Source organism: Gordonia sp. NPDC003950 (genome assembly GCF_053605205.1).
Map to the genome: position 1 here is coordinate 170,353 of NZ_JBSGIT010000002.1, position 14,399 is coordinate 184,751.

The 14,399-nt window shown below is 65.5% G+C and carries 11 protein-coding genes and 2 pseudogenes; 6 read left to right on the forward strand and 7 right to left on the reverse strand.

The genetic code is table 11. The features are described from left to right. Positions 1-57 precede the first annotated feature (57 nt). On the forward strand, positions 58-1,692 hold the full coding sequence (pruA, locus tag ACWETB_RS02500; protein WP_452209054.1) for an L-glutamate gamma-semialdehyde dehydrogenase: 1,635 nt from the start codon (positions 58-60) through the stop codon (positions 1,690-1,692). Positions 1,693-1,704: 12 nt separating this feature from the next. Further along, positions 1,705-2,652 (forward strand): proline dehydrogenase family protein, encoded by a 948-nt coding sequence (locus ACWETB_RS02505; RefSeq protein ID WP_452209056.1) that lies wholly within the window; start codon positions 1,705-1,707, stop codon positions 2,650-2,652. Positions 2,653-2,661: 9 nt separating this feature from the next. Here ACWETB_RS02505 and ACWETB_RS02510 read toward each other — a convergent pair. Continuing rightward, positions 2,662-2,798, reverse strand: a pseudogene (locus ACWETB_RS02510) (UTRA domain-containing protein); the annotation flags it as partial. 20 nt (positions 2,799-2,818) lie between these two features. Between ACWETB_RS02510 and ACWETB_RS02515 the strand changes: the two are divergent. Next, positions 2,819-3,051 (forward strand): annotated as a pseudogene (locus ACWETB_RS02515) (ABC transporter permease); the annotation flags it as partial. Positions 3,052-3,099: 48 nt separating this feature from the next. Here the strand turns inward: ACWETB_RS02515 and ACWETB_RS02520 are convergent. The 6 genes from ACWETB_RS02520 to ACWETB_RS02545 all read right to left on the reverse strand — a co-directional run bounded on the left by ACWETB_RS02520 (position 3,100) and on the right by ACWETB_RS02545 (position 8,702). Then, positions 3,100-3,645, reverse strand: coding sequence for a molybdenum cofactor biosysynthesis protein (locus ACWETB_RS02520; RefSeq protein ID WP_452209058.1), 546 nt, complete (start codon positions 3,643-3,645; stop codon positions 3,100-3,102). Positions 3,646-3,661: 16 nt separating this feature from the next. Then, a complete protein-coding gene (locus ACWETB_RS02525; protein ID WP_452209060.1) occupies positions 3,662-5,245 on the reverse strand; it encodes an AAA family ATPase in 1,584 nt (527 codons plus the stop codon). A gap of 148 nt (positions 5,246-5,393) precedes the next feature. Further along, positions 5,394-6,275, reverse strand: coding sequence for a catechol 1,2-dioxygenase (gene catA, locus ACWETB_RS02530; RefSeq protein WP_452209062.1), 882 nt, complete (start codon positions 6,273-6,275; stop codon positions 5,394-5,396). A gap of 71 nt (positions 6,276-6,346) precedes the next feature. Next, positions 6,347-6,631 (reverse strand): muconolactone Delta-isomerase, encoded by a 285-nt coding sequence (gene catC, locus ACWETB_RS02535; protein WP_452209064.1) that lies wholly within the window; start codon positions 6,629-6,631, stop codon positions 6,347-6,349. 14 nt (positions 6,632-6,645) lie between these two features. Next, on the reverse strand, positions 6,646-7,746 hold the full coding sequence (locus tag ACWETB_RS02540) for a mandelate racemase/muconate lactonizing enzyme family protein (RefSeq protein ID WP_452209066.1): 1,101 nt from the start codon (positions 7,744-7,746) through the stop codon (positions 6,646-6,648). Beyond that, a complete protein-coding gene (locus ACWETB_RS02545; protein WP_452209068.1) occupies positions 7,743-8,702 on the reverse strand; it encodes a LysR substrate-binding domain-containing protein in 960 nt (319 codons plus the stop codon). The genes ACWETB_RS02540 and ACWETB_RS02545 overlap by 4 nt, the downstream gene beginning before the upstream one ends. 230 nt (positions 8,703-8,932) lie before the next feature. On the opposite strand from ACWETB_RS02545, the gene benA reads away from it, so the two are divergent. From benA to benC, 3 genes are read left to right on the forward strand one after another with little or no spacing between them, the layout of a single operon-like run. After that, positions 8,933-10,339 (forward strand): benzoate 1,2-dioxygenase large subunit, encoded by a 1,407-nt coding sequence (gene benA / locus ACWETB_RS02550; RefSeq protein WP_452209070.1) that lies wholly within the window; start codon positions 8,933-8,935, stop codon positions 10,337-10,339. A 52-nt stretch (positions 10,340-10,391) separates the two neighbouring features. Further along, entirely contained in the window at positions 10,392-10,964 is a 573-nt protein-coding gene (gene benB, locus ACWETB_RS02555) for a benzoate 1,2-dioxygenase small subunit (protein ID WP_348809419.1), read from the forward strand. 15 nt (positions 10,965-10,979) lie between these two features. Then, the gene (gene benC / locus ACWETB_RS02560; RefSeq protein WP_452209072.1) at positions 10,980-13,793 is read left to right on the forward strand and encodes a benzoate 1,2-dioxygenase electron transfer component BenC; all 2,814 of its coding nucleotides are present in this window, start codon (positions 10,980-10,982) and stop codon (positions 13,791-13,793) included. Positions 13,794-14,399 lie beyond the last annotated feature (606 nt).

Genomic DNA, 14,399 nt, shown 5'->3' on the forward strand with positions numbered 1-14,399 from the left:
ACATCCTTCGTCTGATGCTCCATCGATTTTGTGGGCGCGCCCACGTGAAATGGCTCCATGGACGCCATCACCACACCCCCACGCCCGGCGAATGAGCCGGTACACACCTACGCCCCGGGCACGCCGGAACGGGGCAGAATCGTCGCCGAACTCGACCGCCAGTCGCAGGCGAGCCCCGTCGAACTCCCCCACGTCATCGGCGGGGCCACGCGCACCGGTTCCGGTGACCGCACTCCGGTCGTCCAGCCCCACGCTCACCGCGAGGTACTCGCCACCATCGCGAACGCCACGCACGATGACGCCCGCGACGCCGTCGACGCCGCGCTCAAGGCCGGCCGCGACTGGGCTCGCACCAGCTTCGACGACCGAGCCGCGGTCTTGTTGCGCGCCGCAGATCTCCTCTCCGGGCCGTGGCGCGAACGCATCGCCGCGGCCACCATGCTCGGTCAGTCGAAGACGGTGCAGCAGGCCGAGATCGACGCACCGTGTGAATTGGTCGACTTCTGGCGATTCAACGTCGCCTTCGCCCGCGAGATCCTGGCCGAGCAGCCGGTCTCCTCACCGGGTGTGTGGAATCGCCTCGACCATCGCCCTCTCGACGGCTTCGTCTACGCGATCACCCCGTTCAACTTCACCGCCATCGCCGGCAATCTGCCCACCGCACCGATGCTGATGGGCAACACGGTGGTGTGGAAGCCGTCCCCGACGCAGGCGTACTCCGCCCACCTCACCATGGCGCTTCTCGAGGCCGCCGGACTTCCGGCCGGGGTCATCAACCTCGTGCACGGCGACGGTATCGCGGTGTCCGATGTGGCACTGGCCGATCCGAACCTCGCCGGCATCCACTTCACCGGATCGACGACCACCTTCCAGCATCTGTGGCGCGAGGTCGGCACGCACATCGACACCTACCGCAACTATCCGCGTCTCGTCGGCGAGACCGGCGGCAAGGATTTCATCGTCGCCCATTCGTCGGCCGATCCGGATGTGTTGCGCACCGCCATGATTCGCGGCGCCTTCGAATATCAGGGGCAGAAGTGCTCGGCCGCATCGCGGGCGTACGTCCCACGTTCGGTGTGGGCGCAGATGGGTGACGACTTCCTCACCGAGGCAGCCGAACTCACTTACGGTGACGTCCGCGACCTGAGCAACTTCGGCGGCGCGGTCATCGACCGCCGGGCCTTCGACAAGCACGTGGCGGCCATCGACCGGGCCAAGACCGTACCGACGATGACCGTCGCCGTCGGCGGCCAGTGCGACGACTCAGAGGGCTTCTTCGTCCGACCCACCGTCCTGCTCGGTGATGACCCGACCGACGAGGCGTTCACCACCGAATACTTCGGTCCGATCCTGTCGGTACACGTCTACGACGACGCCGACTTCGAGAAGACACTGCGGGCAGTCGATTCCAGCGCCCGATACGCTCTCACCGGATCGATCGTCGCCACCGACGTCGCCGCCGTGGCCACCGCGTCGGATGTGCTGCGCAACGCCGCGGGCAACTTCTACATCAACGACAAGCCCACCGGCGCCGTCGTCGGCCAGCAACCGTTCGGTGGCGGACGTGCATCCGGCACCAACGACAAGGCCGGCTCGAAGGCCAACCTGATGCGCTGGACCTCCACCCGCACCATCAAGGAAACCTTTGTCCCACCAACCGAATCCGGCTATCCGCACATGCGGTCCGAGTGACTTGGAGCATCCATGAGTACCCTCTTCGACTCCGTCCTGCGGCCGGTCATCATGAAGGCTGCAGCAAGCGACCGCATCAAGGAGACCTCGCGACGCTTGCCGGTCACCGAGCGGGTGGTCAACCGATTCGTGCCCGGCGTAACCCTCCCCGAGGTGGAGGCCGCCATCCGCCGCTCCCTCGACGACGGACTGTCGGTCACCATCGACTTTCTCGGCGAGGACACCACCGATGAGGCGCAGGCCACCGCCACCGTCGAGGCGTATCTTGCTCTACTGCAGACGATGTCACGCTTGCCACACGAACACGGCCAACTGGAGGTGTCGCTCAAACTGACCGCCCTGGGGCAGTCGTTGCCGCAGCACGGCGCCAAGATCGCCGAGGAGAACGCTCACACCATCTGCGCCGCGGCGGCACGCAGCGACGTCCTGGTCACCATCGATGCGGAGGACCACACCACCGTCGACGAACGGCTGCAGATCGTGCGATCGCTGCGTCGGGAATTTCCTGGCCTCGGTACCGTGCTGCAGGCGTATCTGCGCCGCACCAAGGACGACTGCACCGAGTTCGCGGCGTCGGGGGCACGAATCCGGTTGTGCAAGGGGGCATATGCCGAACCCGCCTCGGTGGCCTATCCGGAGCGTACACAGATCGACGAGGCGTACCTGCGGTGCCTGCGAATCCTGATGAAGGGCAACGGGTATCCGATGGTGGCCAGCCACGATCCGACGATCATCGAAGCCGCGCAACTGATGGCCGCGGAGTTCGGGCGGGCACCCGAATCCTGGGAACACCAGATGCTCTACGGCATCCGCACCGACGAGCAGCGACGCCTCGCCGCCGACGGCGAGGGCGTGCGTGTGTACATCCCTTATGGTCAGGAATGGTACGGCTACTTCGTGCGGCGCCTGGCCGAGAAGCCGGCGAATCTCGGGTTCTTCCTGCGCGCTTTGGCCGGTTGACCCCGGGCGTCACGCCCGCAGGATGGCACGGAAGGCCACCCGGTCGCCGCGATACAGCGATCGCACCCTCTCGATCGGCCTTCCCCGGTGTCCAGGGAACGCCGATTGAGCAGGATCATCGGCATCGCCGTGGTCGATTCGAGGAGACGTGTCGGTGAGTCTTTGAACCGCGTTCATCGCCGGTGTTTTCGCGCTGGTGTTGGGTCCCTGGGCCGCGCTGACGGCCGCTCGGCATCGGGTCCGCTCGATCACCTCGCCGACACGGTCTTCCACTTCCCGATCGCGGTGCCGTCGGTGGCGATCGGCCTGGGACTGTTGATCGGCTTCAACGAGAAACCGTTGTTGCTGGGCGGAACCACATGGATCGTCATCGTCGCGCACACGGTGCCCGTTCTGGCTCAGCACGGTCCGGACGCGCGCTACCTCACGCCGAGACGGCAGGCTCGCCTACGTCAGAGGCTGCGCACGCCGCACCTGATCCGCCGCCCGTGCCGGATCGAGTGCGACGTCGCAGTCGATGACGGCCGAACCGACGTGCAGCACACCGGAGGTCAGTGGTTGCGCCCGCAGCCCGCCCCGGCCGATCAGCGCCTTGCGCACGCCGTCGCCCGCGGTGGTGTCCATCCACGCACACGGGTGCGCCGGCCGTCCACCGCGAAAACGGATGGGCCCGTCGCCGGAGTCGATGGTGAACTCCCGTCCCCGTAGCGGATCGATTTCGAGTCCGCGGACCAGGATGTTGCGGCGCGCCAGTACAGGATTCGCGTCACCGGCAGCGGCCTGCCACGCCTCGATCGCCAGAAAGGTGACCGCGGCCTCGGTGTGCGCGCGGACACCGAAGAATCGGTCGCCGACGATGCCCTTGTCGGCGACGATCTCCACCGACTGGGGCGTCTCGGTGTCGACGTCGTCGGCCGGACCGTCCTTCGGGCGACCGAAGTAGGCGTGCCGCGGTGAACGCAGCAACGTCACGATCTCGAAGCGGTACTCCACACATCCAGGGTAGTGACTATTCGCGGTCGGCAGCCGGCACGTAGTGCAGCCCGCGGAACCGTGCACTGCTCGCGAACACTTCGGGATCGAGGTCGGTACCGCGGTGCTTGGCCATCCGAAGCGCCAACCGCAGAAGCATCTTGATGTCGCGCGGGGTGATGTCGGGGAAGCCGCCGACCAGATCATCGAGCAGGCTCTCCTCGAGCGTCACGTCGTTGCCCGCCGCCAGGATCTGCCACACCTGACGCGCGTCCTTCGGACCGGGTGGCTGATACTCGATGACGGCCGCGCAGCGGGCCAGGATGGCCTCGTCGACACCATCGATGCGGTTGGTGGTCAGGAACAGCAGACCGTCGAAATACTCCAGTGTGCGCAGGAATTCGGCGACGATCGCGTTCTGTGAGAGATCCAGGCCGCGTTCCATGACGAACACGTCGGCCTCGTCGAGCAGCAGCACCGCATCCCATCGTTTGGCGCGGTCGAAGATGACCTCGAGGTTCTTGCGGACCAACTCGGCGGTGATGCCGAGCGAGCCGGAGTGGATCGAGTAGAGCGGTCTGCCGGTGACCTCGGCGTAGACCTCGGCCGTCAGCGTCTTGCCCACGCCGGGACGGCCTTTCGCGAGGATGACGTTGCCCGCCGACTTGCCGTCGATGATGTCGCCGGTGAACACCGAGATGTCGGTGGTGAGGATGTTGAGCAGTTCCCGCTGATCATCGGGCAGCACCAGCTTGTCCTGCAGGTGGGCGTCGTAGACGTATTCGGTGAGGTCGCCGGTGTTGACGTCGAGGAAGTCCTGGGCGCCGAGATCGAAGGCCCGCACGGCGGTGATCACCGGCACCGGCCCGTAGGAGTCACCGCCGAAGAGGATCGACGGTGCCACCATCCGCAGCGACGCGATCTCCCCCGGCGCCACGTCGTGGACCACCTTGCGGTTCTCCCGCTTGTTCGGGGAGCGGTAGTCGTCGGTGCGGATCACCCGGCCGGTGAAGCGGTACTGCCGCCCGAATCCGTCGTCGATGATCGACTGGTAGCGCGCACGCCGGGTCTCGTACTCCTCCTTCAGTTCTGCGGTTTCCTTGTACGCACCGCCGGCGACGAGGACATCGCCCGGCGACTTGCCGACGACCTCGGTCTCCTCGAAGTACAGCACCCGCGGCTTACGCGACGGGCGCTTGACGGTGGCGTTATCGGCCTCCATCGTGAACTTGATCCGCGGACCGTGCGTGCGATCGGCATGTTCGAGGGTGAGATCCATGACCAGATATGGATGCAGGTATCCGTCGGATTCCCGGACGTAGAGCCATCCGTCGATGAGGTTGTGCCGCAGGAACTCCCGCATGATCTCGACGGCGGCGTCGATGTGCGGGATCGCCGGGAAACTCCCCGACCGGGCCGAGGCGATCGCGGTGACCGCGCGGGCGAAGGACTCCGCGCCCGCCGACGACGCCGTGGCCACGAGGTCGGCCAGGGCGGCGTCGGTCAGGTCGCGGTCGGTGATCCCGATCTCGGGTGAACGCCACGACCGTGCCTGCGTGCGGACGGCGGCGAGATCGTCCGAGGACGTGCCGGCCACCACCGTGGTGGGTGCGACGAGCATGGGAATCACCTTTCGGGAGTGTGGATTACGGCTTCCGCGGATCGAGTGCGGGCGAGGTGACGGATCGAGATCGCTGTCGGCTTGCGGGGTCTCGATACGGCCGGTGTACCTCGGGCCTACTCGACCGGCGGGGAGGCCGTGAGGCGGATCAGGCTTCCGGGTCGAGCACGAAGTCGTACTCGGTGACGAAGCCCTCGCCGTTCGGGTTCTCCGTGACGTCGAGCATCAGCTCGGGCTTGACCGCCGAGGCGATGTCGTCACCGTTGTGCGGGTCGCCGGGGAAGTACAGCTGGCTGGTGATCAGCTCGTAGCCGGGGGCACTCACCTTGAAGTGCAGATGCGCCGGACGCCACGCGTGCCAGCCGGCCGCCGCGATGAGCTGACCGCAGGCACCGTCGGTCGGGATCATGTACGGCGCGGGACGCAGGGTGTGGATCTCGAAACGGCCGTCCTCGTTCGCGATCCAGGTGGCGCGCAGATTCCATTCCGGCAGTCCCGGAGCGAACTGTGAGTAGAAGCCGAGATCGTCGGCGTGCCACAGTTCGAGCTTGGCGCCGGACAGCGGGGTGCCGTCGACCGCGCGCACCTGACCGGAGAAGACCAGCGGGTCACCGGGCTCGTCGTCGCGCATCGGGATGGTGCCGTTCCACGCCACCTCGGGCGAATCCGGGATGTAGTACGGGCCCTCGATGGTGCCCTTGGAACCCTCGCGGTGCTCGCTGGCGACCTCCTCGACGGCGTGCTCGATCCAGACATCGAGGAACAGCGGCCATTCGCCGTCGGTGCCGACCTTGATCAGCCATGCCTTGAGGGCGTTGTACTCCTCGTAGCTGACCTTGTCCTCGAGGACGATGTCGGTGACGGCTTTGATCACCTTGGAGGCGAGGTGATCCACGCGGGCGGTGTCGACCACGCCGGACCGTCCGGAATGTGCCATCCGCTCGGCGAACTGGGCGGACGCGTTGGCACCGGATTCGGCGGCCTTGGCGGTGACCTCGGCGTCGAAGCTGGTGTCGGTGGTGCTGGTCATGATGGGTACTCCTTTGTGCTGAAACGTGATCGGGCTGTGAACGTCGGGTTCCGCAGGGGTGATCGGCGTGATCAACCCGCGGCGATGTCGGACGGATGGGTGGCCAGTGGGGTCACCGCGATGTCCATGTAGGGGAAGAGTGGGAGACCGGACAGAATGGCGTGCAGTTCGTCGTTGCTCTCGACGTCGAAGATCGAGTAGTTCGAGTACTCACCGACGATCCGCCAGATGTGGGGCCATTTGCCGGATCGCTGCAGATCCTGCGAGTAGGCCTTCTCCCGGGCGACGGTCTGCGCCCGGACATCCGGGTCGAGGTCGTGCGGGATGCGCACATCCATCCGTACGTGGAAAAGCATGTCGTGTCGTTCTCCTATCCGATCCGGTAGCGGCTGAGCTTGTCCGGGTCGATCTCGATGCCGAGGCCGGCGCGGTGGGACGTGTGCAGGCGTCCGTCATGGATCTGCAGGGGTTCGACGAGCAGGTCGTCGCTCATGTCGAGGAAGTTCGACAGTTCACCGGCGTACCGCGAGGTGAGTTCGAAGGCCGCGCCGAAGGCCAGTGCGCAGGCGGTTCCGACCTGACCGTCGATCTGATTGCCCATGACGACCTCGATGCCGAGGCCCTCGGCGAGGTGATGCACGCGCCGCGACCAGGTGAATCCGGTGCGGGCGGTCTTGATGGAGATCGCGGTGGCGCTGCGGCCGAGGATCTCCCGGGTGACGTCTGCCGGGGTGGGCACCGACTCGTCGGCAATGAACGGGACGTCGAGTTGTTCGACGAGCCATCGCCTTCCGACCACATCGTCGGCGGGGTTGAGTTCCTCGGCGAACAGCAGATCGAGGTCGGCCATCTCCTTCATGGCGCGCAACGACTCCGACGCCGACCACCCGCGATTACCGTCGACGTAGAGGTCGATCTCGTTGCCGAAACGTTCGCGCAGGGCACGCACGACCGCGGTGTCGAGGGACACCGGGCGTCGTCCGACCTTCACCTTGAACGTGGAGATGCCGTAGGTATCGCGCATCCTCTCGGCCTCGGCCACCATCTTCGCCGGATCGTCGAACCCGAGCATGTGGCTGACCCGCATGCGGTCGGTGAATCCGCCGAGGAGTTCACTGACCGGAAGCTCGAGGGTCTTGCCGAGCGCATCCCAGATCGCCATGTCCACAGCGGCTTTCGCGGTGGGATTGCCGACGGTGCGGTTCAGCCGGGCGACCATGACCTCGCGGTCGTGCAGGGTAAGCCCGACGAGCTGTGGCGCGAACACGGTCTCGATGACGGCGACGATGCCGCGTTGGGTCTCGCCGTAGGTGAACGGACGCGGAGGTGCCTCGGCGACACCGACGATGCCCTCGTCGGTGTGCACCCGCACGAGGACGTGCTCGGCGACCGACACCTCGCCGGACGCGAACCGCAAGGGTTTGCGGTACGGGATGGCGAACGGAATCGCCTCTATCTCAGTGATTTTCACGAATTCTCTCCCAGGGCTGTGGAGGACGGCAGAGCGGTGGCGGACGGAAGTGCTGCGGAGGACGGAGTTGCTGAGGACATGTCGAAGGCCTCGCCGATCACCCGGGCGACGGACTCGACGACGGGATTGTCGTCACCGGTATTCCACGCCAGCGCGATCTCGGTGGTTCCGGCATCGACGAGATCACGGATCACCAATCCCGCCAAGGGAAGTGCGCGCACCGATGCGGGCAGGACCGCGACGCCGAGGCCGGCCGCCACGAGGGCGAGCAGGACCGGTGTCCCCGAGGCCTCATGCGCTCGTTGCGGAACGAAACCGGCTCGGCGGCAGGTGCGGAACGTCGCATCGTTGACCGCGGAGTCGCGACTGTCGTACATGACGAAGGGTTCGTTGCGCAGGTCCGAGGTGGCCACCACCGGTTCGATGGCGAGCCGGTGATCGGAGGCGACCACCAGAACCATGCATTCGACGTCGATGGTGCGCAATTCGATGCCCTCGCCGACCACCGGTGGTCGCAGCACACCCAGGTCGATCTCGTGGGCTTCCAGCGCGGCGCACTGCATCGGTGTCAGCAGGTCGGAGACGATGCGCAGTTCCACATCGGGCAGCGCCGCCTTGACCGCGCGCGCGATTCGCGGCAGGTGGGAGAACGCCGCGATTCCGGTCAAACCGATGCGGACCATTCCGCTGCGGCCGGCCGCGATGCGGCGGACCCCGTCGACCGCGTCGTCGACATCGGAGAGAATGCGGTGCGCCTCGCCCTTGAGGTACTCACCGGCCGGGGTCAGCGAGACCTGACGGGTGGTGCGGTTGAACAGGGTGGCATCGAGTTCGGACTCCAGTTGGCGGATGGCGTAGGACAGGGCCGGTTGCGCCACATGCAAAGTCGCCGCGGCCTGGCCGAAATGGCAGGTCTCGGCCACCGCTGCGAAGTACCGCAGATGCCGTAGTTCCATGTCTCCACCTCCTCGATCATTCGGTCAGATCACTGGAAGAGGCCCTTGTGATCGACGCCACGTATCAATCACGGTAGGACCCTGATCCATACCACACAAGTACCGATATTCGGTCGATTGATCGCGAGTATCGATCAATCGGACACCTGGTCAGGACTCGGGTTAGCCCTAGTGTGAGCGCCAACACGTCGTGCCAGAGTCTGAAATACAGCCCACATAGGAGGTAGTTCATGACCGTCACCGACCGCCCCAACCAGTCGGCGCCGACCATTCCCTCGTCTGCCCCGTCGGAGCGCGTCCGCAAGGTGCTCTCCGACGCCGTCATCGATGACCGTCAGGCCGGCGTCTACCGCGCCAACCGACGCATCTTCACCGACGAGGAGATCTTCGAACTCGAGATGCGCCACATCTTCGAGGGCAACTGGATCTACCTCGCACATGAAAGCCAGGTGGCCAATCCCGGCGACTACTTCACCACCTACATCGGCCGCCAGCCCGTCGTCATCACCCGCTCCAAGGATGGCGAGCTGAACTGCCTGATCAACGCGTGCGCCCACCGTGGGGCGATGATCTGCCGCCGCAAGACCGACAACCGGATGACGCTGACCTGCCCCTTCCACGGCTGGACGTTCCGCAACGACGGCACCCTGCTGAAGGTCAAGGATCCCGACGACGCCGGCTACCCGGACACCTTCAACGTCAACGGTTCACACAACCTGACCAAGGTCGCGAAGTTCGGCAGTTACCGCGACTTCCTGTTCGGCAGCCTCAATCCCGACGTCGTCGACCTCGAGGAGCACCTCGGCGACACGCGCGTCGTCATCGACATGCTGGTCGACCAGTCCCCCGAGGGCCTCGAGGTGCTGCGCGGTGCGTCCACCTATACCTACGACGGCAACTGGAAGGTGCAGGCCGAGAACGGCGCCGACGGCTATCACGTCACCGCCACCCACTGGAACTACGCCGCCACCACCTCGCGCCGCAACACCGGCGAGTCGAAGAACGACACCAAGGCCCTCGACGCCGGCGGCTGGGGCAAGTCCGGCGGCGGATACTGGTCGTTCCCGCATGGTCACCTGTGCCTGTGGACGTGGGCCGCCAACCCGCAGGACCGCCCGCTCTGGGACAAGATGGATGACCTGAAGAAGCAATTCGGCGACGCCAAGGGCGAATTCATGGTGAAGGGTTCGCGCAACCTGTGCCTGTACCCGAATGTCTATCTGATGGACCAGTTCTCGACGCAGATCCGCCACTTCCGGCCCATCGCCCCGGACAAGACCGAGGTCACCATCTACTGCATCGCCCCCAAGGGTGAGAGCGATTCCGCGCGCGCACACCGCATCCGCCAATACGAGGACTTTTTCAACGCCTCGGGCATGGCCACCCCGGACGACCTGGAGGAATTCCGTTCCTGCCAGCTGACCTTCCGCGCGACCGCCGCCCCCTGGAACGACATGAGCCGCGGTGCCGAGCACTGGTTGACCGGACCCGATCCGGTGGCCGAGAGCCTGGGGATGCACGAGATCATCTCGGCCGGGATGAAGAACGAGGACGAGGGCCTCTATCCCGTGCAGCACGGTTACTGGCTCGACACGATGCGTGCGGCCGTCGAGTCCGAGGACGCCGATCCGGTTTGATCGGTCCGCCCGAGTTCTCCCCAGCCCACCTCCCCAGAAGGGATATCCCCTCATGACCACCGAATCCGTCCCCGCTGCATCCACTCCCACTGCATCCACTCCCACTGCAACCACCACCGACGCGGCCGGCTCAAAGCTGATCACGCAGAACATGATCGAGCAGTTCCTCTACCGCGAGGCGCGCTATCTCGACGACCGAGAGTTCGAGAAATGGCTCGAATGCTACGCCGACGACGTCGTCTACTGGATGCCGTCGTGGGACGACGACGATCGTCTCGTCGAGAATCCCCAGCGGGACATCTCCCTGATCTACTACCCCAACAAGGGCGGGCTCGAGGATCGCGTCTTCCGCATTCGTACCGAACGGTCGTCGGCCACCTCCATCCCCGAACCGCGGACGAGTCACAACATCAACAACGTGGAGGTCATCGAACGGCGCGGAGACCTGGTGGATGTCCGATTCAACTGGCACACCATGTATTTCCGGTATCACACCGTCGACCCGTACTACGGGACGTCCTTCTACACGATCGACTTCTCCGGGGAGTCGCCGCTGATCCGACGTAAGACGATCGTGCTCAAGAACGATTACATTCACCACGTGGTGGATGTCTACCACTTCTGAGCAGGTGAGGCACTCATGACCGTCACCACTGAGAAGGGCTCGCCCACCACGACATCCGGGTCAATCGGAGCCGGCGCGCCCACCGGCAAGCCGACCCATCAGGTCGCATTGACCTTCGAGGACGGCGTCACTCGCTTCATCACCTGCCGCGAGGATCAGACCGTCGCCGACGCATCGTATCGTTCGCGTATCAACATCCCGCTGGACTGCCGTGACGGTGCGTGCGGAACGTGCAAGGCGTTCTGCGAATCCGGCGAGTACGACGGTGGCACCTACATCGAGGATGCGTTGTCGGAGGCCGAATCCGCCGACGGGTACGCCCTGCCCTGCTGCATGAAGCCGCAGTCGGATCTCGTTTTGCAGATCGCCGCGACGTCGGACATCGCCAAGACCGCGGCCGGTGATTTCACCGGCACCATCGTGAGCCTGGAACGGCTGTCCGAGTCGACAATGCGGGTCGGTATCGAGATCTCCAATCGTGGTGACCTGGCGTTCCTTGCGGGTCAGTACGTCAACATCGCGGTGCCCGGCACCGCCGACGATGACGGGAATCCGCTGCGCCGGTCGTACTCCTTCGCGAACGGTCCGCACGAGGAGCGACTCGTCTTCATGGTGAAGCTGACTCCCGGTGGCGCGATGTCAGATTACCTGACCGATCGGGCCGCGCGCGGCGACGAGATCACCTTCACCGGACCGCACGGCTCGTTCTTCCTGCGGGAGGCCACTCGGCCGGTGCTGTTGCTGGCCGGCGGGACCGGTCTCGCACCGATCTTGTCGATGTTGCGAAAGATGCACGACGACAGCACCTCCCGCAAGGTGCACCTGATCTACGGGGTGTCCACCGACACCGATCTCGTCGCCCTGGACGAGATCGAGTACTTCGCACAGGAATTGCCCGGATTCACCTGGGATCATTGCGTCTCGGACCCGAAGAGCACCGCGGCCAACAAGGGTTACGTGATGTCGCTCATCACGCCGGACCATCTCTACGACGGTGATGTGGCGATCTATCTGTGGGGGCCGCCGCCGATGGTGGAATCGGTGCGCTCCCACGTGTCCGACGCCGGGATCGAACCCGTCGGCTTCTACTACGAGAAATTCGCGCTGGCGGTACCGGCGAAGCCCGCCGCCTCCGTGGCGGGCGAGGATGATGCCGACATCGATGCGGCTGCACCTGTCGAGATCACCGACGAAGCGGTGTTCGAGGTCGGCGACGCCCGCGCGATCGCCGGACAGGAAGTATTGCCGCAAAGCACGCTTGGGGCGTTGCCGGGTGGCTCCGGCCACCTCGACGACGCGGGTGCGATCGGACGCATTGCCGGACAACAGGTCTGGACCGACAGCGGCAACGGAATCGGCCTCGACGCCGACGACGGTTCGATCGTACCCGTCGACGGAGCGCGGGCCATCGCCGGACAGACCGTGTTCGCGGGTGAGTCGATCGAGCCCGTACTCGGCGAACCTGCTGCGGTAGTGGCCTCGACTGTGGAAGTCTTTGTGGCAGAATATCCTGCGCCGCAGATGGATTCCCCTGCAGCGCCGACTGTCACCGATCAGGGGTACGAGATCGGGGAGGAGCATCCGGGGATCTACGAGTCCGACGCGTTGTTCGAGGCACGCGCCGCACTCGAACTCGGAGCGCTGGAGTTGACCTTCGGCAGACTGACCACCGGCCAGCTCGCCGGCTATCAGCTTCTCGCCGAGGCGACCCTCCCCTACGTGAAGGGCGACTCGTTCGTCGATGCGGCCGAGTACACCGAGACCAATGCCGCATTCCACGACTATCTGTTCTCGCTGACCGGCAATGAGCATCTGCTCGCCGCGTACACGGCTCTGGGTGTCAAGGGCCGCATGGGAGAGGTGCTCCGGAATGCCACCTGGTGCCACCCGCTGTGCGCGCGCGATCATGTGGATATCGTCGACGCCTTCGCCTCGGGCAACCGTGCCAAGGCACGCGGACTCATCGCCGCCCACGCCGACCGATCGAAGCAGACCATGCGGCGGGCGATGGCCGACGAGATGTCGTCCAAGCGGCCCAAGTTCATCACGCCGGGCCGATTCGCCGGAAAGGTCGTCGTGGTGACGGGCGCTGCTCAGGGCATCGGTGCACAGACGGCACGCCGCATCGCCGCCGAAGGCGGCAAGCTGGTGTGCGCCGACCGATCCGACCTCGTCGCCGAGTTGGTCTCCGACGTCACCGAACTGGGCGGCCGGGCTGTGGAGGCCATCGCGGACCTGGAGTCCTATTCCGGTGCCGCATCGGTGGTGACGAAGGCCATCGAGACCTACGGTCGCGTCGATGTGTTGATCAACAATGTCGGTGGAGCGATCAACTTCAAGCCGTTCGTCGAGTTCAGCGACGACGAGATCCGCGCCGAGATCGACCGGTCGTTGATGACCACGCTGTACGCCTGCCGCGCCGTTCTGCCGTCGATGGTGGAACACGGCTCGGGCGTGATCGTGAACGTGTCGTCGGCGGCGACCCGCGGTATCAACCGGATTCCGTACTCGGCGGCCAAGGGCGGTATCAACGCGATCACCGCCTCCCTCGCCATGGAGTACGCCGACAACGGGATTCGAGTATGCGCAACCGCGCCAGGTGGCACCGAGGCACCGCCGCGGAGAATCTCCCGCGGCACGCCGACCCCCACCGGCGAGACCGAGCAGCAATGGTTCGATGCCCACATCGAGCAAACCGTCGCATCGTCACTGATGAAGCGCTACGGCACCCTCGACGAACAGGCCGCGGCCATCTGCTTCCTCGCCTCCGACGAGGCGTCCTACATCACCGGCAGCGTGCTGCCGGTGGCCGGTGGAGACCTGGGATAGTCTGCCACGCTGCATAATTCAATAGCGCCATCACCGCCGGACGGCATACGTCCGGCGGTGATGCCGTCTTGAAGCACCGCCACCCCGCCGACATCCCTCACCCTCACTGACAGCGCTCATCCCTTCGTTGACAGCGCTCTGAATTACGTTGACAGCGCTCTGATTTCCGTTGACAGCGCTTTGATAAGGGTCGAGCCAACTCCTCTCCCGCCGGTCGAGCAGACCTTCCGCGAGTCGAGGGGCCCCAGCCCGCCGGCCGAGCCAACCCCATCCGCCGGCCGAACCGCCCCGGAGCGATAGCCGCCGCGTTGAGTTCCGTCGAAACGGAGGGTCGCGTCCGCCGGGCCGAGCTTGTCGAGGTCAGACCACGCAAGGCAACTCTGTTATGGAACCAGCACCACCACAACAGGTCTCGATGCTCGTCGCTAGCGCTCCTTACACCTCGACCACCGGTGACACCGGTCGAGCCGACCTCATCCCGCCGGTCGAGCCGACCCATCCCGCCGGTCGAGCCGACCCGGAGCGCTAGCGGAGGGTCGTGTCGAGACCAGGTGAGGAGAGGCTGGAACCCCCACCACCACAACATCTCCCACGAACGTGTCGCCC